The sequence below is a fragment of the Streptomyces sp. NPDC052721 genome (assembly GCF_040678315.1).
Lineage (GTDB): Bacteria > Actinomycetota > Actinomycetes > Streptomycetales > Streptomycetaceae > Streptomyces.
The window spans coordinates 379,468-400,441 of record NZ_JBFATL010000001.1 but is presented as its reverse complement, the minus strand read 5'-3'; the positions used below and the strand labels follow the sequence as shown (position 1 = coordinate 400,441).

Genomic DNA, 20,974 nt, shown 5'->3' with positions numbered 1-20,974 from the left:
CACCCGGCTGCCCGAAGATCACCAAGGAGACACGAGAACCGTGACGGACATCGTCGACGAGCTGAAGTGGCGGGGGCTCATCGCCCTCTCCACGGACGAGGACGCACTGCGCAAGGCGTTCGCGGACGGCCCCGTCACGTTCTATTGCGGCTTCGACCCGACCGCGCCCAGCCTGCACCTCGGCAACCTCGTGCAGATCCTGACGATGCGCCGCATCCAGGAGGCGGGCAACCGTCCGCTGGCGCTGGTCGGCGGTGCCACGGGTCTCATCGGCGACCCGAAGCCCACGGCCGAGCGCACGCTGAACGCGCCGGAGGTCGTCGCCGGCTGGGTGGAGCGGCTGCGCGCGCAGATCGAGCCGCTGCTCCACTTCGACGGGCCGAACGCCGCGGTGATGGTCAACAACCTGGACTGGACCCAGGGCCTGTCGGCCATCGAGTTCCTGCGGGACATCGGCAAGCACTTCCGGGTCAACAAGATGATCGCCAAGGAGGCCGTCTCCCGCCGGCTCAACTCCGACGCGGGCATCAGCTACACCGAGTTCAGCTACCAGATCCTCCAGGGCATGGACTTCCTGGAGCTGTACCGGCGGCACGGCTGCACGCTGCAGACCGGCGGCAGCGACCAGTGGGGCAACCTCACCTCGGGCACGGACCTGATCCGCCGGGTCGAGCCGGAGGCCGTGGTGCACGCGCTGGGCACCCCCCTGATCACCAAGGCGGACGGCACCAAGTTCGGCAAGACCGAGTCCGGCACGGTGTGGCTCGACCCCGAGATGACCACGCCGTACGCGTTCTACCAGTTCTGGGTCAACGCGGACGACCGGGACGTCTCCAAGTTCCTGCGCATCTTCAGCTTCCGGTCCCGTGAGGAGATCGAGGAGCTGGAGCGGCAGACGGAGGAGCGTCCGCAGGCCCGGGCGGCGCAGCGGGCGCTCGCCGAGGAGCTGACGACACTGGTGCACGGCGCCGGCCAGACGGCCGCGGTGATCGCCGCGTCCCGTGCCCTCTTCGGGCAGGGCGAGCTGACGGAGCTGGACGAGCGGACGCTGGCGGCGGCGCTGTCGGAGGTACCGAACGTCCAGGTCACCGAGCTGGCTCCGGTGACCGACCTGTTCGCCGAGGTCGGGCTGGTCGCCAGCAAGTCGGCTGCGCGGCGGACCGTGAAGGAGGGCGGGGCCTACGTGAACAACGTGAAGGTCACGGCCGAGGACGCGGTGCCGTCCGCCGGGGATCTGATTCACGGGCGGTGGCTGGTGCTGCGGCGCGGGAAGAAGAACCTGGCCGCCGTCGAGGTCACGGGCGCCTGAGCGTCGTAGGGGCGTGGGTCCACGGACGACCGCGGCCGCGTCATGGCGGGTCGTCCATGGCCCCGCGCCCCTTTGCGGTCAGGCCCGCTGGTGCTTTCGCTTGCCCAGTGTCGCCATGTACAGGGCGTCCACCGCCGCGACGATGATGATCGCGGCCACGAGCTGGAAGATGTGGCGGCTCCAGTCGATGCCGCGGGTCGCCTCCACACCGGCGGCGCGGGCGACCGCGTTGCCGACGATGGCGCCGAGCATGCCGCAGATGGTGGTCAGCCACAGGGGGCTGTGCTGCTTGCCCGGGATGATCGCCTTGGCGATGAGACCCAGCACGAATCCCACGATGATCGCCCACAACCAGCCCATGGCTGCCTCCTCGTACGGCTCGACGTGAGCATTACGGCCAGTGTGGTTCGGTCCGCCGTACGGCGCATGTCGGGTTCCCCCGTACGCGGCGGGGCGGCGGGCGTCGTCGCAGGCTGGGGGCGACCCGGTCTCGAAGGCGGCGCGGGCGCGGCGTAACGTGGGAGGTGTCCCGGCCGGTTTCCCCGCCGGAGGTGGACGAGGGTGCGGGCCGGGGAGAGTCCGATGCGGGCGGATGGTGGAATGTGATGCGGAAACAGCACGGCGGCAGCGTCCAGGTGTTCCGGATCACCGGCGCCCGGACGGGGCTCGCGGAAGATGTCCGGGGCCGGCAGCGGCGGTACGTGATCTCCATGTCGATCCGTACGGTGTCGGTGATTCTCGCGGTCTCCCTGTGGAACGTCGAGCGGTACGTCGCGATCGTCGCGCTCGTGCTCGGCGCGGTGCTGCCCTATGTCGCGGTGGTCATCGCCAACGCGGGCCGGGAGAAGCCGCCGTCCCTGCCGTCCACGTTCGTCACCACGCCGATGCGGCCGATGATCGCGCCGTCAGGGGCCGAGGACGGACGGGCGGAATCCGCGTGGGAGTCCGTGCGGGATTCCGCGGCGGAGGATGTGCCGACGAATCCGGCGCCCGGAGCGCGTGGTGAGCGCGCCGGCCCGGCCTGAGCACGGCGGACCCACCGGAAGCGGAATACGACCCTGCGCCAAGCTCAAGAAAAGCTCAGATCAATCCTGCTGTTCCGGTGCCGGGCGGCGGGGGCCCGTGACATACTGCGTACGCGCTCCGCATCCCCCGTCGGAGCGATGGACCGACGCCGGGCAGCTCCCCCCGTGGCTGCCCGGCGTCGCCTTGCTCTAGCCCATGCGACGAACCCGAGACGAACCCGTGAGTGACGAGACCCCGATCTGCTCCGCCAAGGGCTGCCGTGCCGCCGCCGTGTGGGTGCTGGCGTGGAACAACCCGAAGGTCCATACGCCGGAGCGGCGCAAGACATGGCTGGCCTGCGAGGAGCATCGCGAGCATCTGTCGCAGTTCCTCGGGGTCCGGGGGTTCCTGAAGGACGTGGTGGCGTTCGAGGAGTGGCGGGCGGCCGAGGGGGCCTAGCCGCCGATCGCGGACATCGGGCGGTCCGGCTGGACGAACGACGGGTCGTCCAGGCCCGCTCCCGCCTTCTTGCCCCACATCGCGAGCTTCCAGATGCGGGCGATCTCCTCGTCCGGGGCGCCCGAGCGCAGGGCCGCGCGGAGGTCGGTCTCCTCGGTGGCGAACAGGCAGGTGCGTATCTGTCCGTCGGCGGTGAGGCGGGTGCGGTCGCAGGCCGCGCAGAACGGCCGGGTGACCGAGGCGATCACGCCGACCCGGTGCGGGCCGCCGTCCACCAGCCAGCGCTCCGCCGGTGCCGAACCGCGCTCGTCCGCGCCCTCGGGGGTGAGTTCGAAGCGGGTGCGCAGGGAGGCGAGGATGTCCCCCGCGGTGACCATGCCCTCGCGCTTCCAGCCGTGCTGGGCGTCCAGGGGCATCTGCTCGATGAAGCGCAGTTCGTAGTCGTGCTCCACCGCCCAGGCCAGCAGGTCCGGGGCCTCGTCGTCGTTGAGCCCCGGCATCAGGACCGAGTTGACCTTGACGGGGGTCAGACCGGCTTCGCGGGCGGCCTCCAGGCCCTCCAGCACGTCCTTGTGGCGGTCGCGCCGGGTGAGGGTCTTGAAGACGTCCGGGCGGAGGGTGTCCAGGGAGACGTTGACCCGGTCCAGGCCCGCCGCCTTCAGGGCGGTCGCGGTGCGCCTGAGGCCGATGCCGTTGGTGGTGAGGGACATCTGCGGGCGCGGGTCGAGCGCCGCGACGCGCTCGACGATGCCGACCAGGCCCGGGCGCAGCAGCGGCTCACCGCCGGTGAAGCGGACCTCCTCGATGCCGAGCGTGCGGACCGCGATGTCGATGAGCCGGACGATCTCGTCGTCCGTGAGCAGGTCGGGCTTGGCCAGCCACTGCAGGCCTTCCTCGGGCATGCAGTAGGTGCAGCGCAGATTGCACCTGTCGGTCAGCGAGACCCTCAGGTCGGTGGCCACTCGGCCGTAGGTGTCGATGAGCACGTGGGCCCCCTCCCTCTCCCGGTCACTCATTCTCGGTCGCGCGCGCGTCGTCCGTCACCTGCGAGCCTACGTGACGCCGCCGACATCGACAGCGGCACGATCCCACGAGGTACGGCGCGACCGCGTCGTAGGACCGTACAGTCCGTGACGACGCGGTCGCCCGTACGCACTCTCCGTGGGCTTGCGTCAGTGCGCTCCGGTGCCGGTCAGGGACCGCACCTCCAGTTCCGCGTACTTGCCCGCGTCCGGGGTCTCCTTCGACAGCAGGGTGCCCACGACGCCGAGCAGGAAGCCGACCGGGATGGAGATGATCCCGGGGTTCTCCAGCGGGAACCAGTGGAAGTCGACGCCGGGGAACATCGAGGTCGGCTTGCCGGAGACCACCGGGGAGAACAGCACCAGGCCGACCGCGGTGACCAGGCCGCCGTAGATGGACCACAGGGCGCCCGAGGTGGTGAACCGCTTCCAGAACAGGCTGTAGAGGATGGTCGGCAGGTTGGCGGAGGCGGCGACCGCGAAGGCGAGGGCGACCAGGCCGGCCACGTTCAGGTCGCGGGCCAGGGCGCCGAGCACGATGGAGACCGCGCCGATGCCGACGGTCGCCCAGCGTGCCGCGCTGACCTCCTGCTTGTCGGTGGCCTTGCCCTTCTTGATGACGTTCGCGTAGATGTCGTGCGCGAACGAGGACGACGAGGCCAGGGTCAGGCCGGCGACGACCGCGAGGATCGTCGCGAAGGCTACGGCGGAGATGGTGGCGAGCAGGACGGCTCCCCAGTTGGAGTCGACGCCGCCCAGATGCAGGGCCAGGAGCGGTGCCGCCGTGTTGCCCGCCTTGTTGGAGGTGGTGATCTCGTCCGGTTTGATCAGTGCGGCGGCGCCGAAGCCGAGGGCGAGGGTCATCAGGTAGAAGGCGCCGATCAGGCCGATCGCCCAGATGACGGACTTCCGCGCGGCCTTGGCGGTGGGGACCGTGTAGAAGCGGATGAGGATGTGCGGCAGGCCGGCGGTGCCCAGGACCAGGGCGATGCCGAGCGAGAGGAAGTCCAGCTTGGTGGTGCCGGTGGCGCCGTACTTCAGGCCCGGCTCCAGGAAGGCGCTGCCTTTGCCGCTGTTGTCGGCGGCCTTGCCGAGCAGGTCGGAGATGTTGAAGTCGAACTTCAGCAGGACCAGGAAGGTCAGCAGCAGGGCGCCGATGATCAGCAGGACCGCCTTGACCATCTGGACCCAGGTGGTGCCCTTCATGCCGCCGATGGTGACGTACACGATCATCAGCACGCCGACCAGGGCGACGATTCCGATCTTGCCGCCGTCGCTGGTGATGCCCAGCAGGAGCGAGACGAGGACGCCGGCGCCGGCCATCTGGGCCAGCAGGTAGAAGATCGACACGACGATCGTGGAGGTGCCGGCGGCCGTGCGGACGGGACGCTGGCGCATCCGGTAGGCCAGCACGTCGCCCATGGTGTAGCGGCCGGAGTTGCGCAGCGGCTCGGCGACCAGGAGGAGCGCGACGAGCCAGGCGACGAGGAAGCCGATGGAGTACAGGAAGCCGTCGTAGCCGAACAGGGCGATGGCGCCCGCGATGCCGAGGAAGGACGCGGCGGACATGTAGTCGCCGGAGACGGCGAGGCCGTTCTGGAAACCGGTGAACTGCCGTCCGCCGGCGTAGAAGTCGGCGGCGTCCTTGGTCTGCCGGCCGGCCCAGACGGTGATGACGAGGGTCGCGGCGACGAACACCGCGAACAGGGTGATGATCAGCGTCCGGTGCTCGCTGGCCTCGCCGGCGGCGAGCAGGGTGTGCGGTGCCCGGCCGGCGGCCGAGAGGGTGTACTGCGCGGGACTCATGCTCCGCCCTCCATCCGGGACTTGATGGCCTCGGCCTTCGGGTCGAGTCTGGCCGCGGCGTGCCGCGCGTACCACCAGGCGATGAGGAACGTGGTGAGGAACTGGGCCAGGCCCAGGACGAGGGCCACGTTGATGTTGCCGACGACCTTGGTGCCCATGAAGTCGCCCGCGTAGTTGGACAGCAGGACGTACAGCAGGTACCAGGCGATGAAGGCGATGGTCAGCGGGAAGGCGAAGGAGCGGTGGGCGCGGCGCAGTTCACCGAACTCCGCGCTCTGCTGCACCTCGGTGAACTCCTCGGTGGAGGGAAGGGAAGCTGGGGGTTTCGCGGGTGGCGGTGTCTCGGTGGCCACGGGCTCTCCTCGCGTGACGGGCATGCGCTGTCTGGCTTCACAGAACCGGGCTTACGTTACCGGTAGTCGCTGTGCGACTCCCTTGCGTGATCCCGGTGAGGGGGCACCGGGTTCGACGGGCCCCCCGTCCACGGTCACGGCGCCCCGCGCGGACCGGTTCAAGTGCGTTGGGCTCTTTCGGAGATCGGGCGCGGCAGATAGCTTCGGCCTGCACCACCCGTCTTGTACCTGCCCGAACACGACCGTGTCCGGGCGGTTTCGTATCCGGATGATGTGGAGATCCCATGGCTCATCTGCGCTCCAGACGCCGGCTCGCGCTCGCCGTGCCGGTCGTGCTGTCGCTGACCGCCTCGCTCGGCTTCCTGCCGTCGGTGGCCTCGGCGGCACCAGCCGCGGGCACGGCGGCGCGGGCTGCGGACGGCCCGAGTCTCGCCTACGTGGTCAACACCCGTACGGACGGCGGCACGATCGCGTCCGTACGGCGGGAGATCGCGCGCAACGGCGGGACGGTGGTGGCTGGTTACGACCGGATCGGCGTCATCGTCGTCCACTCCGCGAACCCGGACTTCGCCGCGCGGATGCGGGCGGTGCGCGGGGTCGACTCCGCGGGCGCCACCCGCACCGCGCCGCTCAGCACGGCAGGGACGACGGACGAGGGCGCGGCGCAGGTGCTGTCCCGGGCGGAGCAGGCGCGGCTCGCAACGAGCGCGACGGCGGGCCAGGAGCCGCTGGAGGCGGACCAGTGGGACCTGCGGGCGATCGGCGCCGACCGCGCCGCGAAGGTGAATCCGGGCAGCCGGGACGTCACGGTCGGGGTCATCGACACGGGCGTGGACGACACCCACCCGGACATCGCCCCGAACTTCTCCGCGTCCCAGTCGGCGAACTGCGTGAGCGGCAAGGCGGACACGACGTACGGCGCGTGGCGGCCGGCGGACGCCGGTCATTACCACGGCACCCATGTGGCCGGGGAGATAGCCGCCGCCCGCAACGGCATCGGCGTGGCCGGTGTGGCGCCAGGAGTGAAGGTCGCGAGCATCACGGTGGCGCAGCCGGACGAGACGTCGCTGTTCTACCCGGAGAGCGTGGTCTGCGCGTTCGTGTTCGCCGCGGACCACGGCATCGAGATCACCAACAACAGCTACTACGTTGATCCGTGGCTGTACAACTGCATGGACGACCCCGATCAACGTGCCATCGTCGACGCGGTCAACAGGGCCCAGTTGTACGCCCAGCGCAAGGGCACGCTCAACGTGGCCTCGGCGGGTAATTCCAACGACGACCTGGACGCCGACGCCCTCGTGGACGACTCCAGCCCCGACGACTCGACGGCCCAGACCCGCACGGTCGACCCGCACGAGTGCTTCGACGTGCCGACCCAGCTGCCCGGTGTGGTGACCGTGAGCGCGGTGGGCGTGAAGGGCACCAAGTCGTACTACTCCAGCTACGGCCAGGGCGTGGTCGACGTGGCGGGACCGGGCGGCGACAAGTACCAGATCCCGGACACGCCGTCGAAGAACGGCCGCATCCTGTCCACCATGCCGAACAACCAGTACGGCTTCCTCCAGGGCACCTCGATGGCCTCCCCGCACGTGGCCGCGGTGGCCGCGCTGCTCAAGTCGGCCCACCCGCACGCCACTCCGGCCCAGTTGCGGGCGCTGCTGAAGGCCCAGGCGGACAACCCGGGCTGCCCGGCCGGGCCGTACGACGGTGACGGCGACGGGATCGTGGACGCGGCCTGCGCCGGCGGCAAGCGCGTCAACGGCTTCTACGGCTTCGGTGTCGTCGACGCGCTGCGCGCCGTCGAGTAGCCGGCCGGCAGCCCGCACGCCGCCGTCATGTGACGGCGCTTCACCAGACTTCCCGCACGACGCGCTCGTACCGCGACCGAACTGGAGAGAACACCCATGACAGCGCCCAAGCCGCGCTACCGCCGCGCCCTCGCCCTCCCCGCCGGGATGGCCCTGGCGACGGCACTCACGTTCCTGCCCGGCGCCACCGCCTCCGCCGCCACCGGCGCCCCGGCGGGCTCCGCCGACGGACCCACGCTCAGCTATGTCGTCAACGTCCGCCCCGGACACGCCGTGTCGGCGCGCGTCCAGCGGGCGATCGCCGAGGCCGGGGGCTCGGTGGTGATCGCGTACGACCGGATCGGCGTGATCGTGGCCCACTCGGCGAACCCCGGCTTCGCCCAGCGGATCCGCTCCGTACGCGGAGTGGACTCGGCCGGGGCCACGCGCAACGCGCCGCTGCCCGCCCAGTCCACCACCGACATGGGCACGCCGAAGACACTGAGCGCCGAGGAGGCCGCCCGTGTGACGGCGGCCGACGGCCAGGACCCGCTGGAACCGCTCCAGTGGGACCTGCCCGCCATCAAGGCCGACAAGGCGCACGAGAAGACGCTGGGCAGCCGGGACGTCACGGTCGCCGTCATCGACACGGGCGTCGACGACACCCACCCGGACATCGCGCCCAACTTCGACCGTGCCGCGTCCGCCAACTGTGTGTCGGGCAAGCCTGACACGGCGGACGGGGCCTGGCGGCCGAGCGCGTCGGAGAGCCCGCACGGCACGCACGTGGCGGGCGAGATCGCCGCCGCGAAGAACGGCGTGGGCGTCACCGGTGTGGCACCGGGCGTCAAGGTCGCCGGCATCAAGGTCGCCAACCCGGACGGCTACTTCTACACGGAGGCCGTGGTCTGCGGCTTCGTGTGGGCGGCCGAGCACCACGTCGACGTGACCAACAACAGCTATTACACCGACCCGTGGTACTTCAACTGCACCACCGACCCGGACCAGAAGGCGCTCGTGGACGCCATCACCCGGGCCTCGCGCTACGCGGAGCGCAAGGGCGCGGTCAACGTCGCGGCGGCGGGCAACGAGAGCTACGACCTCGCGTCAGACTCGATCACCGACCCGGTCTCCCCGAACGACGGCACGCCCTCGGACCGGGTGATCGACCCGCACGAGTGCTACGACATACCGACCCAGCTGCCGGGTGTCGTGACGGTGGCGGCGACGGGCGCCAAGGGTCTGAAGTCGTCCTTCTCCAACTACGGTCTCGGCGTCATCGACATCGCCGCGCCCGGCGGCGACTCGACCGCCTACCAGAAGCCCGAGCCGCCGGCGACCAGCGGTCTCATCCTGGGTCCGCTGCCGGGCGGCAAGTGGGGCTACATGGCCGGCACGTCCATGGCGACCCCGCATGTCGCCGGTGTTGCCGCATTGATCAAGTCAACCCATCCGCACGCCTCCGCGGCCCTCGTGAAGGCGCTGCTGTACGCGGAGGCCAACGCCACGCCGTGCGCGGACCCGTACGACATCGACGGTGACGGCAAGGTGGACGCGGTGTGCGAGGGGTCGAAGAACTACAACGGCTTCTACGGACGGGGCACGGCGGACGCGCTGGCCGCGGTGACCCGGTAGATCTTTGAGGACCACGTGGCCACACTTCGTATATTGATTGAGTCAATACTGCATAGTGCAGTCATGACTGCTATCACGTACGCGTGGTCCGCTCTGGGCGGCGATCCCGCCCGTCTCGCACGGCTCACCACCGTCGCGCGGGAAGGCGCGCTCCCGGCGCGCCTTCCCGTACGGCAGCTCGCCCGGGCGTGCGTCGGCGTGTGCTCCCTGGCCGCCGCGGAACTGGCGGCCCACCGGGCCGGACTCGCCGAGGTGCCCTGCGTCCGGGTCGACGACGGCCCGGTCGCCACCGCCTTCCACAGCGAACGACTCCTCCGGGTGGACGGCCGGGCGCCGGTCGTCTTCGCACCGCTGTCGCGGTTCTGGCGCACGGCCGACGGCTGGGTGCGCACCCACGCCAACTACCCGCACCACCGGGCCCGGCTGCTCGGCGCGCTGGGCCTGCCGGCGGACGCCTCGGCCGAGGAGGTCGCCGGCCGGCTCGCCGAAACGTCCGCCCAGGAGGCAGAGGAAACCGTCCACGCCGCCGGCGGCCTCGCCGTGGCCCTGCGCACCCCCGCGGAGTGGCAGGCGCACCCGCAGGCCGCCGAGGTGGCCGCACGGCCCCTGGTCGAGCGCGCCCGGCTGGATTCGGCACCCGCGCGCGTGCTGCCTCCGCCGGCCCCGGCCGCCGCCGTCCTGCCCGCCGCCGGTCTGCGTGTCCTGGACCTGACCCGGGTGCTGGCGGGCCCGGTCGCCACCCGCACCCTGGCCCTGCTCGGCGCGGACGTCCTGCGCCTGGACGCCCCCTGGCTGCCGGAACTGCCGGACCAGCACGCCGACACGGGCTTCGGCAAGCGGTCCGCCACGCTCGACCTGGCCGCCGGCCGGGACACCTTCGAGGAGCTGCTGCGCACCGCCGACGTCGTGGTGACCGGGTACCGGCCGGGGGCGCTCGACCGGTTCGGGCTCGCACCGCGCGCGCTGGCCGAGCGGCGTCCCGGCCTGGTCGTGGCCCAGGTGTCGGCGTGGGGCGCGTACGGGCCGTGGGGCGGGCGGCGCGGCTTCGACAGCCTGGTGCAGGTCGCGACCGGCATCGCGGTCACCGAGGGCTCGGTGGAGCGGCCCGGCGCACTGCCCGCGCAGGCGCTGGACCACGGCACCGGCTATCTGCTGGCGGCGGCCGTGCTGCGGGCGCTGACCGAGCAGTCGTACGACGGCGGGAGCCGGCTGGTCCGGCTGGCGCTGGCACGGACCGCCCACTGGCTGACCGACGGCACCCTGTCCACGGCGGCCGAGGGGGCGCCGTACGCGGGACCGGACGCCTGGCTGACCGAGACGGACAGCCCCCTGGGCCGCCTCCGGCACGCCCGCCCGGCCGTGTCCTTCACCGCAGGCCCCGCCGGCTGGGCGCGGCCTGCGGTTCCGTGGGGGTCGGACCCGGCAAAGTGGCCGATGACGGGTTGATTCAGGGGTTGACGGTGTCGATGCGGCCTGGATCCGGTGTTGATTCAGCCGTTGGTCACCAGCACCTTGAGCGCCGTGCGTTCGTCCATCGCCTTGTAGCCGGCGGGTACGCCCTCGATGTCGACGGTCATGTCGAACACCGGCGAGGGGTCGATCGTGCCGTCGAGCACGTCCGGCAGCAGGTCGGGGATGTAGGCGCGGACCGGCGCGACACCGCCGCGCAGGGCGATGTTCCGGTCGAACATCACGCCGAGGTCCAGGCCGGTGCCGCTGCCGTGGGGCACGCCCACGAAGCCGATGGCGCCGCCGTCGCGGGTGATGTTGACAGCCGTCCGCATGGACTGCTCGGTGCCGACCGCCTCCACGACCGCGTGGGCGCCCTGCCCGCGGGTCAGCTCGCGGACGGCCTCCACGGCCGCGTCCCCGCGCTCGGCGACGACGTCGGTGGCGCCGAACCGGCGCGCGATGTCGGTGCGCACCTCGTGCCGGCCGAGCGCGATGATGCGCTCGGCGCCGAGCCGCTTGGCCGCCAGGACGGCGCACAGGCCGACCGCGCCGTCACCGACGACGGCGACCGTGGCGCCGGGCCGGGCACCCGCGCCCAGGGCCGCGTGGTGGCCGGTGCCGAGGACGTCGGAGAGGGTCAGCAGGGCCGACAGCAGGTGGTCGTCGCAGGCCGCGTCCTTGGGGAGCGGGACGAGGGTGCCATCGGCGAACGGCACGCGGACGGCCTCGCCCTGGCCGCCGTCGTAGCCGACGGAGCCCCAGAAGCCGCCGTGCTCGCAGGACGTCGTCAGGCCCTCCCGGCAGTAGTCGCAGACGCCGTCGGACCACATGAAGGGCGCGACCACCAGGTCACCGCGCCGGACGGTGCTCACCTCGGAGTCGGCCTCCTCCACGACGCCGAGGAACTCGTGCCCGATCCGCTGCCCCGGCTGCCGGGCCGCCTCGCCCCGGTAGGCCCACAGGTCGCTGCCGCAGATGCAGGCCCGCAGCACCCGCACCACCGCGTCGGTGGGCAACTGCACCACGGGCTCGGGCACGTCCTCCACGCGCAGCTCGTACGGGGCGTGGATGGTGGTGGCGCGCATGGCGGGGTTCCTTCTCGTGCGGGGTCGTACAGGGGCGTGCGGAGTCGCACAGGGTGGTGCGAAATGGCACAGGGTCGTGCGCAGTCGTACGGTCGTCGGGTCCCGGGGTGCCGGGCCCAGTTCACCGTACGCCGGAGCCACCGCGGTCCGCGCGGCCAGGGGTGGCCCGCCCGGTCACACCCCGGCCGCCCCCAGCAGGCTCCCCGCCGCGTACGTCACCGCCATCGCCAGGGCCCCGCCCGCCACGTTGCGCAGGACCGCGCGTCTGGGGGCCGCCGCGCCGAGGCGGGCGCTGCTCCAGCCGGTGAGGGTCAGGGCGGCCAGGACGCAGACGACGGTGACGGCGAGCCGCCGGTCGGCCGGCGGCAGGACGATGGCCAGCAGGGGCAGCAGCGCGCCCACGGTGAACGACAGGAAGCTCGCCCAGGCCGCGTGCCAGGGGTTGGTCAGCTCGTCCGGGTCGATGCCCAGCTCCACGCGCGCGTGGGCCCTCAGCGCGTCCCGCGCGGTGAGCTGTTCGGCGGCCTCGCGGGCCACCTCGCGGGACAGGCCGCGCCGCTCCAGCAGCTCGGTCAGCTCCCGCAGTTCGGCCTCCGGCTGCTCGCGCAGTTCGCGCTTCTCCACGGCCAGCGCGGCCATCTCGGAGTCGCGCTGCGTGGAGACGGAGACGTACTCGCCGGCCGCCATGGACATCGAGCCGGCGAGCAGGCCGGCCAGTCCGGCGGTGAGCAGGGCGCCGCGGCTCTCGGTCGCGCCGGCCACGCCGACGACCAGTCCCGCGGTGGACACGATGCCGTCGTTCGCGCCGAGCACGGCCGCCCGGAGCCAGTTCAGCCGGGCACCGAGCGTGCCGCCGTGGGGCTCGTCATGGGTGGGTTCCGTCACGGCAGGCAGGATCGCATCCCGGGGTCACGCCCGCCGCGCCGACGCCCCGCGCGCGAGCACCGGGCCGCCGGCGTGCTTCCTTCTCTTCCCACCCTCGGAACCCACAGCGCGCCCGCTCCCCGCCCCCGCCTCGTCCTCTTTTCCGCACCGGGGGATTCCGCTTGTCCGAACTGGCGTGCCTCGCTGGTGGAGGACGTCCTGCGGCACCCGGCCGCGGGGAAGCGGGCCGCCGAGACCCTGCGCCCCGGCGAGGCCCTGCTGCGTACGGCCGCCGCCCACCCGGAGGCCGTCCGGGTCGCGGACGGCCGGATCCGGGCTGCCACCTGGTGCGCGTGCGGAGCAGGCGCCGGCCGGGCGGGCACCGGCGCCGCGCTCGCCCTCCTGGGACAGTGGCCGGACGAACTGCTGCGCCGACTGGACCATCTGCTGCGGCTGCGCCAACTCGGCGTACCGCCGGAGGAGTTCGCCGAGGTGCTGCGGCGGGCACTGCCCGGGCCGGTCCCGGCCCGCTGCCGGCCTCCCTGGGCCGTCCGCGCGTCCGTCATCTCCCCGCCGGGCGACGGGTGTTCTTCCCGCGCGGGCAGGTCACGCACGCGTACACGGCTGACGACACGCCCACGCCGCTTGCCGAGGCGGTCACCACGCGCGTGTGCGCGCTTCTGGAGGCGGAGGCGCTGCGCCGCCTGGCCGTCGCTTCCCGGTCCGACCCGGCGGTGCCGGACTCGGCGCTCGCGGGGCTCGCGGTGCCGTCCGCCGAGCGTGCCGCCGCCAAGGCCCCGGTGCCGGTGCCGGTGCCGCGCGGCAGCGCCCAGCCCCCGCCCGCAGGTGAGGTCCTGCGCCTGTTCCTGCACTGGACGGGGCCCGAGAAGACCCGGGTGGACCTGGACCTGTCGGTGGCGCTGTACGACGAGGACGGGGAGTTCGCCGGTCCGTACGACTACACGAACCTCGTGTACGGCGACCGGTGGGCCGTCCACTCCGGCGATCTGACGCCGGCTCCATCTACTCACGGTGCGGCACGCGGCGGCGCGCAGCGACGAGGTGCTGGTCGTCCGACGCGCGCCCGCCGCGCACACCGCCGACGAGCTGTGGCACTACCGGCGCCGGGACGGGGAGGCGGACAGCGCGTTCGCCGCCCGGATACGGGCCCTTGAGGCGCCGGAGCGGCGGGAGCCCGCGGGGAGCGCCGCGGACGCCGACGCCCGTGCGGGTGAAGCGGCGGCGAAGAAGCGCGTGTTGCCGGCCCTGGTGCGCGGCGGGGTGGCACCGCAGGGCGCGACCGGGGAGGTGTACCGGCTGCTGCCCGGCCCGCCGACGGCGGGTGGCTGGCGCCGCTGACCGCGGGGGACCTGGTGGCGGCGCTGGGGTGAGCGCCGTACGAGCGCTGAACTCGCCGACCCCTGGGCATGGGTGTGCGGCGGCCGAGCAGGAGGGCGAGCCCGGGGCGTGCGAACGGGACCTGAGGGACCGCGCTGTCAGTCGTGGCCCGTATCCTCAGTGACCATGCTCGAAGACCGTGCGACCGCAGTGTCCTCCCCCACCCAGTGGCCGGCCGCGTATCCGCAGGGATACGCGGTCGTTGACGTGGAGACCACCGGCCTGGCCCGGGACGACCGGATCATCTCCGCGGCCGTCTACCGGCTGGACGCGCGCGGTGAGGTCGAGGACCACTGGTACACGCTGGTCAACCCGGAGCGGGATCCGGGCCCCGTGTGGATACACGGTCTGACGAGCGAGACGCTGGCCGGCGCGCCGCTGTTCGCGGACATCGCCGAGGAGTTCGCCGCCCGGTTGGAGGGCCGGGTGCTCGTCGCGCACAACGCCGTCTTCGACTGGCAGATGATCGCGCGGGAGTACGCGCGCGTGCGGCGCGAGGCGCCGGTACGGCAGCGGCTGTGCACCATCGCGCTGTCGAAGGAGCTGGGGCTGCCGCTGCCCAACCACAAGCTGGAGTCGCTGGCGGCGCACTTCGGGGTCGTGCAGCAGCGGGCGCATCACGCGCTGGACGACGCGCGCGTGCTGGCGGAGGCGTTCCGGCCCAGCCTGCGGGCCGCGGCGGCGGGCGGCGTACGGCTGCCGCTGCTGGAGTGCCGGCCGCTGACGGAGTGGTCGGACCGGCCCGTGCCCCGACAGGCGTCGGGTGGCTACGGCGGCTACCGGACCGGCGGTTGGCGCCCCTCCCGTAAAAGGCCCGCATGCCCCTATCCCAACCCAGGGCGCTACGAAGCCGGCAAACGCCTCAAACAGGGCATGAGGGTGGCCTTCTCCGGCGACACCTCGACCGAGCGGGAGTTGCTGGAGGACCGGGCCGTGGAGGCCGGGCTGCACGTCGCCACCAGCATCTCCCGGCTGACCAGCCTGCTGGTGACCAACGACCCCGACTCGGGCACGTCGAAGACGGTGAAGGCCCGGCAGTACGGCACGCCGATCGTGGACGAGGCCGCGTTCGGGCAACTGCTGGGGGATGTCGAGCCCGCCGACGAGTAGGGGGCACCCGTGCCGAGTCGTCGTACGATCGGGTGATTGCCCCGCGACTCACCCGGCGCGCGCTCGCCGGGGCATCGGCGACGGCTCACCCTGTGGCGCATGGCGAAATGTGAAGTTTGCGGCAATGACTACGGGATGACCTTCGAGGTCCACGCACAGGGCGCCGTCCACGTGTTCGACTGCTTCTCCTGTGCGATCCACCGCATGGCCCCGGTCTGCGAGAACTGCAAGGTTTCGATCATCGGCCAGGGCGTGGAGGCCGACGGCATGTTCTACTGCGGCGCCCACTGCGCCCGGGCCCAGGGGAAGGCGGGGATCGTCGACCACGTCTGACCCCGTACCCGCCCGAATGCGCCCCACGGCCCGGAGGTACCGTCGTGGGGTGCACCGCTACCGCTTCCTGTTGTCCCGCCAGTGGGTGATCCTCACCCTCGTCGCGATCGCGCTGATCCCGACGATGACAAGGCTGGGCTTCTGGCAGCAGCACCGCTACGAGGAGCGCACCGCCCGCAACGACCTGGTCTCGGCCGCGCTGCACGCCGAACCGGTCCCGGTCGAGCGGCTGACCTCCCCCGGACACTCCGTGACCCGCGCCGACAAGTACCGCACGGTCACCGCGACCGGCACCTTCCAGACCGCGAAGGAGGTCGTGGTCCGGCGCCGGACGAACTCCGACGGCGAGGTCGGCTTCCACGTCCTCACCCCGTTCGTCCTCGACGACGGCAAGGTGCTGCTCGTCAACCGCGGCTGGATCCCGGCGAACGGCGCGCAGACCGCCTTTCCGAAGATCCCCGCCCCGCCGGCCGGCCGGACCACCGTCACCGGGCGGCTGATGGCCGACGAGACGACCTCGGCGAGCGGCATCAAGAACGTCGAAGGCCTCCCCGACCGGCAGATCATGCTGATCAACAGCGCGGAGGAGTCCCGGCGGCTCGGCGCGCGGGTGCTCGGCGGCTACATCCAGCAGACGGCGCCCGAGCCCAAGGGCGGCTCCCCGGAGCAGATCTCCGACCCGGGCAGCGAGGACGCCCCGCTGAACTACGCGTACATGATCCAGTGGTGGCTGTTCGCGGCGGCCGTTCCGGTCGGCTGGTGGTTCCTGGTCCGGCGGGAGATCCGCGACCGGGAGGAGGCCGCGGCGCAGCGACAGCCGGAGGAGACCGAACCCGCCACGGTGTGAGCGGGCACCGCTTCCCGGCAGTCCGCCAGGTGTGAGCGGTCACCGCTTCCCGGCAGTCCGCCACGGTGGGAGCCGCAACGCCTCCCCGCAGTCCGCCGGCCGGTCGAGCGGGCAGCATCCCCCGGCGAACCGGCCACAGTCCCCCTCCAGACCACAGCGCCTCCCCGCGGACCACAGGCTTCTCCGCGGAAACGTCACTCCCCCGGCGCACCACCTGATTGGCCCCCTGGTCCGCCGGGAAACCGCATCCCGTGAACGCGCGCATCGAGGACTACGCCCTCATCGGCGACGAGCAGACCGCGGCCCTGGTCGGCAAGGACGGCTCGATCGACTGGCTGTGCCTGCCGCGCTTCGACTCCGGCTCATGCTTCGCCCGGCTGCTGGGCGACGACGACCACGGCCACTGGCGGATCGCGCCCGAGGGAGCGGACGTCTGCACCCGCCGCGCCTACCGGGCCGACACCCTCGTGCTCGACACCGAGTGGGAGACCGCCGACGGCGTGGTGCGCGTCACCGACCTGATGCCGCAACGCGAGCACGCCCCCGACGTCGTACGGATCGTGGAGGGCGTCAGCGGCCGGGTCACCGTCCGCAGCACGCTGCGCCTGCGCTTCGACTACGGCTCGGTCATGCCGTGGGTGCGCCGCGCGGACGGCCACCGGGTCGCCATCGCCGGACCGGACTCCGTCTGGCTGCGCGCCGAGCCGGCCGTGCACACCTGGGGCGAGGACTACGGCACCCACTCGGAGTTCACCGTCGCGGAGGGCGAGCGGATCGCGTTCGTGCTCACCTGGCACCCCTCGCACGAGAAACGCCCACCGCTCATCGACCCGTACGAGGCACTGGAGAGCAGCGTCACCGACTGGCGGCGCTGGGCCCGCCGGTGCCGCTACGACGGCCCGTACCGGGACGCGGTCGTCCGCTCCCTCATCACCCTCAAGGCCCTCACCTACGCCCCGACCGGCGGGATCGTCGCCGCGGCGACCACCTCACTGCCCGAACAGCCGGGCGGCGTACGCAACTGGGACTACCGGTACTGCTGGCTGCGCGACTCCACCCTCACGCTCGGCGCGCTGCTCTCGGCCGGCTTCCAGGAGGAGGCCGAGGCCTGGCGCGACTGGCTGCTGCGCGCGGTCGCCGGCGACCCGGCCGACCTGCAGATCATGTACGGCGTCGCGGGCGAGCGGCGGCTGCGGGAGACCGAGCTGCCCTGGCTGCCGGGCTTCGCCGGCTCCTCCCCCGTACGCACCGGCAACGCCGCCGTCGACCAGCTCCAGCTGGACGTGTACGGGGAGGTGATGGACTCGCTGTCGCTGGCCCGCTCCTCGGGCCTGTCCCCCAAGCCGCACATGTGGGCCCTGCAACGCTCGCTGATGACGTTCCTGGAGTCGGCGTGGCGGCAGCCGGACGAGGGCCTCTGGGAGGTGCGCGGCGGCCGGCGCCAGTTCGTGCACTCGAAGGTGATGGTGTGGGTGGCCGCCGACCGGGCCGTGAAGACCCTGGAGCGGCACCGGGAGTTGCGGGGCGACCTGGAGGGCTGGCGCAGGCTGCGCGACGAGGTGCACCGGGAGGTGTGCGAGAAGGGCTTCGACCGGGAGCGCAACACCTTCACCCAGTACTACGGCTCCCGGGAGCTCGACGCCTCCCTGCTGCTCATCCCGCGCGTCGGATTCCTGCCGCCGGACGACCCGCGGGTGGTCGGCACGGTCGACGCGATCCGCGACGACCTCGGCCACGGCGGCTTCCTGCGCCGCTACGACACCGAGGATTCGGTGATCGACGGCCTGCCGAGTGGCGAGGGCGCCTTCCTGGCCTGCTCGTTCTGGCTGGCCGACGCGCTGCATCTGACCGGCCGGACGAAGGACGCGCGGGAGCTGTTCGACCGGCTGGTGGGCCTGTGCAACGACGTGGGCCTGCTGGCCGAGGAGTACGACCCCGTGGACGGCTGCCAGCTGGGCAACTTCCCGCAGGCGTTCAGCCACATCGGCCTGGTGAACACCGCGCTGATCCTCTACGGGGACGACCAGGCAGGATAGGGGCCATGGATCTTGGACTGAAGGACCGGGTGTACGTCGTCACCGGAGCGACGCGCGGGCTGGGCAACGCCACCGCGCGGGAACTCGTCGCCGACGGGGCGAAGGTGGTCGTCACCGGCCGGGACGAGCAGCGGGTCGCCGACGCGGCCGCCGAACTGGGCCCGAACGCGGTGGGCGTGGCCGTGGACAACGCCGACGCGGAGGCTCCCGAGCGGCTGATCGCCGCCGCCCGGGAGAACTTCGGCGGCTTCCACGGCGTCCTGGTGAGCGTGGGCGGGCCGCCGCCGGGGTTCGTCGCCGACAACACCGACGAGCAGTGGCGCGCCGCGTTCGAGTCGGTGTTCCTCGGCGCGGTACGGGTCGCCCGCGCGGCGGCGGCCGAGTTGGAGGAGGGCGGTGTCATCGGGTTCGTGCTGTCGGGCTCGGTGTACGAGCCGATCCCGGGGCTGACCGTGTCCAACGGGCTGCGGCCCGGACTCGCCGGGTTCGCCAAGTCGATCGCCGACGAGCTGGGTCCGCGCGGGATCCGGGTGGTGGGCCTGCTGCCGGGACGGATCGCCACGGATCGCCTGCGGGAGCTGGACGGGCTGTCCGCGGATCCGGAGGCCACCCGGGCCGCGAACGAGTCCCGGATCCCGTTGCGGAGGTACGGGGCACCCGAGGAGTTCGGACGGATGGCGGCGTTCCTGCTGTCCCCGGCGGCCTCCTACGTGACGGGGGTCATGGTGCCGGTGGACGGGGGAACGCGGCACGGGTTCTAGGAACCGCAGCCGTCACGTCACCCTCTCCGCGCGGTGTTGCACCTCGCCCAGCCGGACCTCCGCCGGAAGTGACGCCAGGCCCGCCGGCTCGCGCGCGTGGGTCAGCGTTCCGGTGGTGAACGTGGTCAGGGTCTGCGCCGGGACCGCGTCGGGTCCGGCTGGAGCCAGGCCCGTACCGCCGGAGCCGTACGGCGGCCCCGCGGGGGGGGGACGTGCGCCTGGGCCACGCCCGCCTGGGCGGGCGCTTCGGCGCCAGGGCGCTCTCCAGAGCCACGCCCCGCAGACGCGCGCCCGCGCCGTCGCCGGTGTCGATCGCGACTCGGCCGGCCGGCGGCGGCGCAGGGTCGCCGTCAGCCACGCCAGGGCGAGCACGACGAGGACGGTCAGGGCGCGATGACCGCCGGCCACCGCCAGGCGGCGTCCCGCCTGCGGCTCGCCCTGGCGGGCGCGCCGCGACGGAACGGCTCGGCCTCGCGGTCACGGAGATCGGTCCACGGACGACGGGCCTGCTCGAGCCGGCCGTCCCGGCGGTGGCGCACGGCAACCGCCTCGCGCCCACGAGCCGGCGGGCACGCACGGGACCACGGTGGCGGAGGCGGCCCTGGCGGCCCTGGCCGTCCCCGGGGCGGTCCGGCGGACGGGGTCCCTGGGCGGCGGCCTGGGCCGGGCGGCGCACATCGGGGAGCACGCCGACGAAGCCGCCCTGTCGCGGCGTCACATCCCTGGGGAACTGACGACCGACGCGAGCACCGAGCCGTGGACGTGGCCCGGCAGGTCCACGCGGCCGTACGGGACGCCCTGCCGGACGGCCCGACGGTGGCCGTGCTGGTCACCGCGGTGCCCCGACCGACGCCGGGTGCCTGACCGGCCGACGGCTCATTCGCCGAGGCCGGCCAGGTCCCGCAGCCGTCGAGCCTGAGCAGCCCGCTCGGCCGCGCGCTGCTCCTCGTACGTCCGGTCGGGGGCACCGCGAAGCAACGCCTTGGTCTCCACCACCGCATCGCGCGGCGCGGCCATGATCGCCGCCGCCAAGTCCCGCACCGCCCCGTCCAGTTCTCCGGAGGGCACGGCGAGATTCGCCAGTCCGCTGGACACCGCCTCCTCGGCGCCGACGAACCGCCCGGTCACGCAGATCTCCAGCGCGCGGGCGTACCCGACGAGGCCGACCAGCGGGTGGGTGCCGGTCAGATCGGGGACGAGGCCGAGGCTGGTCTCGCGCATGGCGAACTGCACGTCGTCGGCGACGACCCGGAGGTCGCAGCCGAGCGCGAGCTGGAAGCCGGCCCCGATGGCATGTCCCTGGACGGCGGCGATGGACACGATGTCGGTCCGCCGCCACCAGGTGAACGCCTCCTGGTATTCGGCGATGGTCGCGTCGATCCCGGCGTCGTCACGGCGCGCGAGGTCGATGAAGGTCGGCTCGCCCGGGATCCCCTCCGGGGTGAACATCTGACGGTCCAGCCCGGCGGAGAAGGACTTGCCCTCGCCACGCAGCACGACGACCCGGACGGAGCCCGGCAGCAGCCGCCCGGCCTCGGCGAGCGCCCGCCACAGGGCGGGGCTCTGTGCGTTGCGCTTGGCCGGGTTGGTCAGCGTCACCGTGGCGAGCGCGTCGTCGACGGTGAGCCGTACGCCGTCCTTGTCGAGTGCGGGAGCGAGGTCCTGCTCGGGCGAAGCCATGGGGCGCCTCCGATGGGTGCGGTCAGCAG

At 72.7% G+C, this 20,974-nt stretch carries 19 protein-coding genes; 12 read left to right on the top strand and 7 right to left on the bottom strand.

The window, feature by feature from the left end:
• The first annotated feature begins 40 nt into the window (after positions 1-40).
• Complete coding sequence (gene tyrS, locus AB0L21_RS01880; protein WP_365698923.1) at positions 41-1,309, top strand: tyrosine--tRNA ligase; 1,269 nt, start codon at positions 41-43, stop codon at positions 1,307-1,309.
• A gap of 78 nt (positions 1,310-1,387) precedes the next feature.
• Here the strand turns inward: tyrS and AB0L21_RS01875 are convergent, their stop codons facing one another.
• Entirely contained in the window at positions 1,388-1,669 is a 282-nt protein-coding gene (locus tag AB0L21_RS01875; RefSeq protein WP_356130125.1) for a GlsB/YeaQ/YmgE family stress response membrane protein, read from the bottom strand.
• Between the two features lie 245 nt (positions 1,670-1,914).
• Here AB0L21_RS01875 and AB0L21_RS01870 point away from each other — a divergent pair, with 245 nt between their 5' ends.
• A complete protein-coding gene (locus AB0L21_RS01870) occupies positions 1,915-2,334 on the top strand; it encodes a DUF3099 domain-containing protein (protein WP_365781617.1) in 420 nt (139 codons plus the stop codon).
• 220 nt (positions 2,335-2,554) lie between these two features.
• Complete coding sequence (locus AB0L21_RS01865; protein ID WP_365698921.1) at positions 2,555-2,773, top strand: hypothetical protein; 219 nt, start codon at positions 2,555-2,557, stop codon at positions 2,771-2,773.
• On the opposite strand, the gene moaA is transcribed toward AB0L21_RS01865, so the two are convergent.
• The 3 genes from moaA to AB0L21_RS01850 all read right to left on the bottom strand — a co-directional run bounded on the left by moaA (position 2,770) and on the right by AB0L21_RS01850 (position 5,954).
• Positions 2,770-3,759: a GTP 3',8-cyclase MoaA gene (gene moaA / locus AB0L21_RS01860; RefSeq protein ID WP_365698920.1), complete on the bottom strand. Its 990-nt coding sequence runs from the start codon at positions 3,757-3,759 to the stop codon at positions 2,770-2,772. The genes AB0L21_RS01865 and moaA overlap by 4 nt on opposite strands.
• 186 nt (positions 3,760-3,945) lie before the next feature.
• The gene (locus AB0L21_RS01855; protein ID WP_365781615.1) at positions 3,946-5,601 is read right to left on the bottom strand and encodes a cation acetate symporter; all 1,656 of its coding nucleotides are present in this window, start codon (positions 5,599-5,601) and stop codon (positions 3,946-3,948) included.
• Positions 5,598-5,954 carry a DUF485 domain-containing protein gene (locus AB0L21_RS01850; protein WP_365698918.1) on the bottom strand — a complete coding sequence of 119 codons (357 nt, stop codon included), beginning with the start codon at positions 5,952-5,954 and terminating at the stop codon, positions 5,598-5,600. Before AB0L21_RS01850 ends, AB0L21_RS01855 begins: the two co-directional genes overlap by 4 nt.
• Positions 5,955-6,238: 284 nt before the next feature.
• Here AB0L21_RS01850 and AB0L21_RS01845 point away from each other — a divergent pair, with 284 nt between their 5' ends.
• From AB0L21_RS01845 to AB0L21_RS01835, 3 genes are all read left to right on the top strand, one after another.
• Complete coding sequence (locus AB0L21_RS01845; RefSeq protein ID WP_365781613.1) at positions 6,239-7,765, top strand: S8 family serine peptidase; 1,527 nt, start codon at positions 6,239-6,241, stop codon at positions 7,763-7,765.
• A 96-nt stretch (positions 7,766-7,861) separates the two neighbouring features.
• The gene (locus tag AB0L21_RS01840) at positions 7,862-9,379 is read left to right on the top strand and encodes a S8 family serine peptidase (protein ID WP_365781612.1); all 1,518 of its coding nucleotides are present in this window, start codon (positions 7,862-7,864) and stop codon (positions 9,377-9,379) included.
• 63 nt (positions 9,380-9,442) lie between these two features.
• A complete protein-coding gene (locus tag AB0L21_RS01835; protein ID WP_365781610.1) occupies positions 9,443-10,825 on the top strand; it encodes a CoA transferase in 1,383 nt (460 codons plus the stop codon).
• A gap of 44 nt (positions 10,826-10,869) precedes the next feature.
• On the opposite strand, the gene AB0L21_RS01830 is transcribed toward AB0L21_RS01835, so the two are convergent.
• Positions 10,870-11,916: a zinc-dependent alcohol dehydrogenase family protein gene (locus AB0L21_RS01830; protein WP_365781608.1), complete on the bottom strand. Its 1,047-nt coding sequence runs from the start codon at positions 11,914-11,916 to the stop codon at positions 10,870-10,872.
• A 174-nt stretch (positions 11,917-12,090) separates the two neighbouring features.
• Complete coding sequence (locus AB0L21_RS01825; protein WP_365698913.1) at positions 12,091-12,801, bottom strand: VIT family protein; 711 nt, start codon at positions 12,799-12,801, stop codon at positions 12,091-12,093.
• A gap of 1,011 nt (positions 12,802-13,812) precedes the next feature.
• Between AB0L21_RS01825 and AB0L21_RS01820 the strand changes: the two genes are divergently transcribed.
• The 6 genes from AB0L21_RS01820 (at position 13,813) to AB0L21_RS01795 (ending at position 19,265) form a co-directional block, all read left to right on the top strand.
• Entirely contained in the window at positions 13,813-14,139 is a 327-nt protein-coding gene (locus tag AB0L21_RS01820) for a hypothetical protein (protein ID WP_365781606.1), read from the top strand.
• Positions 14,140-14,304: 165 nt separating this feature from the next.
• Positions 14,305-15,288 (top strand): DEDDh family exonuclease, encoded by a 984-nt coding sequence (locus AB0L21_RS01815; protein ID WP_365698912.1) that lies wholly within the window; start codon positions 14,305-14,307, stop codon positions 15,286-15,288.
• Between the two features lie 99 nt (positions 15,289-15,387).
• Positions 15,388-15,621, top strand: coding sequence for a hypothetical protein (locus AB0L21_RS01810; protein ID WP_365698911.1), 234 nt, complete (start codon positions 15,388-15,390; stop codon positions 15,619-15,621).
• 16 nt (positions 15,622-15,637) lie between these two features.
• Positions 15,638-16,468 (top strand): SURF1 family protein, encoded by an 831-nt coding sequence (locus tag AB0L21_RS01805; protein WP_365698910.1) that lies wholly within the window; start codon positions 15,638-15,640, stop codon positions 16,466-16,468.
• 251 nt (positions 16,469-16,719) lie between these two features.
• Complete coding sequence (locus AB0L21_RS01800) at positions 16,720-18,504, top strand: glycoside hydrolase family 15 protein (RefSeq protein WP_365781604.1); 1,785 nt, start codon at positions 16,720-16,722, stop codon at positions 18,502-18,504.
• Positions 18,505-18,509: 5 nt separating this feature from the next.
• Positions 18,510-19,265 carry an SDR family oxidoreductase gene (locus tag AB0L21_RS01795; protein ID WP_365781602.1) on the top strand — a complete coding sequence of 252 codons (756 nt, stop codon included), beginning with the start codon at positions 18,510-18,512 and terminating at the stop codon, positions 19,263-19,265.
• A gap of 876 nt (positions 19,266-20,141) precedes the next feature.
• Here the strand turns inward: AB0L21_RS01795 and AB0L21_RS01790 are convergent.
• Positions 20,142-20,945, bottom strand: a complete 804-nt coding sequence (locus tag AB0L21_RS01790; protein WP_365698907.1) for an enoyl-CoA hydratase/isomerase family protein — start codon at positions 20,943-20,945, stop codon at positions 20,142-20,144.
• Positions 20,946-20,974: the final 29 nt, after the last annotated feature.

Coding starts and splice junctions, on each gene's coding strand:
- AB0L21_RS01875 (WP_356130125.1), bottom strand. CDS start 1,669: ATGGGCTGGTTGTGGGCGATCATCGTGGGATTCGTGCTGGGTCTCATC.
- AB0L21_RS01870 (WP_365781617.1), top strand. CDS start 1,915: ATGCGGAAACAGCACGGCGGCAGCGTCCAGGTGTTCCGGATCACCGGC.
- AB0L21_RS01855 (WP_365781615.1), bottom strand. CDS start 5,601: ATGAGTCCCGCGCAGTACACCCTCTCGGCCGCCGGCCGGGCACCGCAC.
- AB0L21_RS01845 (WP_365781613.1), top strand. CDS start 6,239: ATGGCTCATCTGCGCTCCAGACGCCGGCTCGCGCTCGCCGTGCCGGTC.
- AB0L21_RS01840 (WP_365781612.1), top strand. CDS start 7,862: ATGACAGCGCCCAAGCCGCGCTACCGCCGCGCCCTCGCCCTCCCCGCC.
- AB0L21_RS01835 (WP_365781610.1), top strand. CDS start 9,443: ATGACTGCTATCACGTACGCGTGGTCCGCTCTGGGCGGCGATCCCGCC.
- AB0L21_RS01830 (WP_365781608.1), bottom strand. CDS start 11,916: ATGCGCGCCACCACCATCCACGCCCCGTACGAGCTGCGCGTGGAGGAC.
- AB0L21_RS01815 (WP_365698912.1), top strand. CDS start 14,305: ATGCTCGAAGACCGTGCGACCGCAGTGTCCTCCCCCACCCAGTGGCCG.
- AB0L21_RS01810 (WP_365698911.1), top strand. CDS start 15,388: ATGGCGAAATGTGAAGTTTGCGGCAATGACTACGGGATGACCTTCGAG.
- AB0L21_RS01805 (WP_365698910.1), top strand. CDS start 15,638: ATGCGCCCCACGGCCCGGAGGTACCGTCGTGGGGTGCACCGCTACCGC.
- AB0L21_RS01795 (WP_365781602.1), top strand. CDS start 18,510: ATGGATCTTGGACTGAAGGACCGGGTGTACGTCGTCACCGGAGCGACG.
- AB0L21_RS01790 (WP_365698907.1), bottom strand. CDS start 20,945: ATGGCTTCGCCCGAGCAGGACCTCGCTCCCGCACTCGACAAGGACGGC.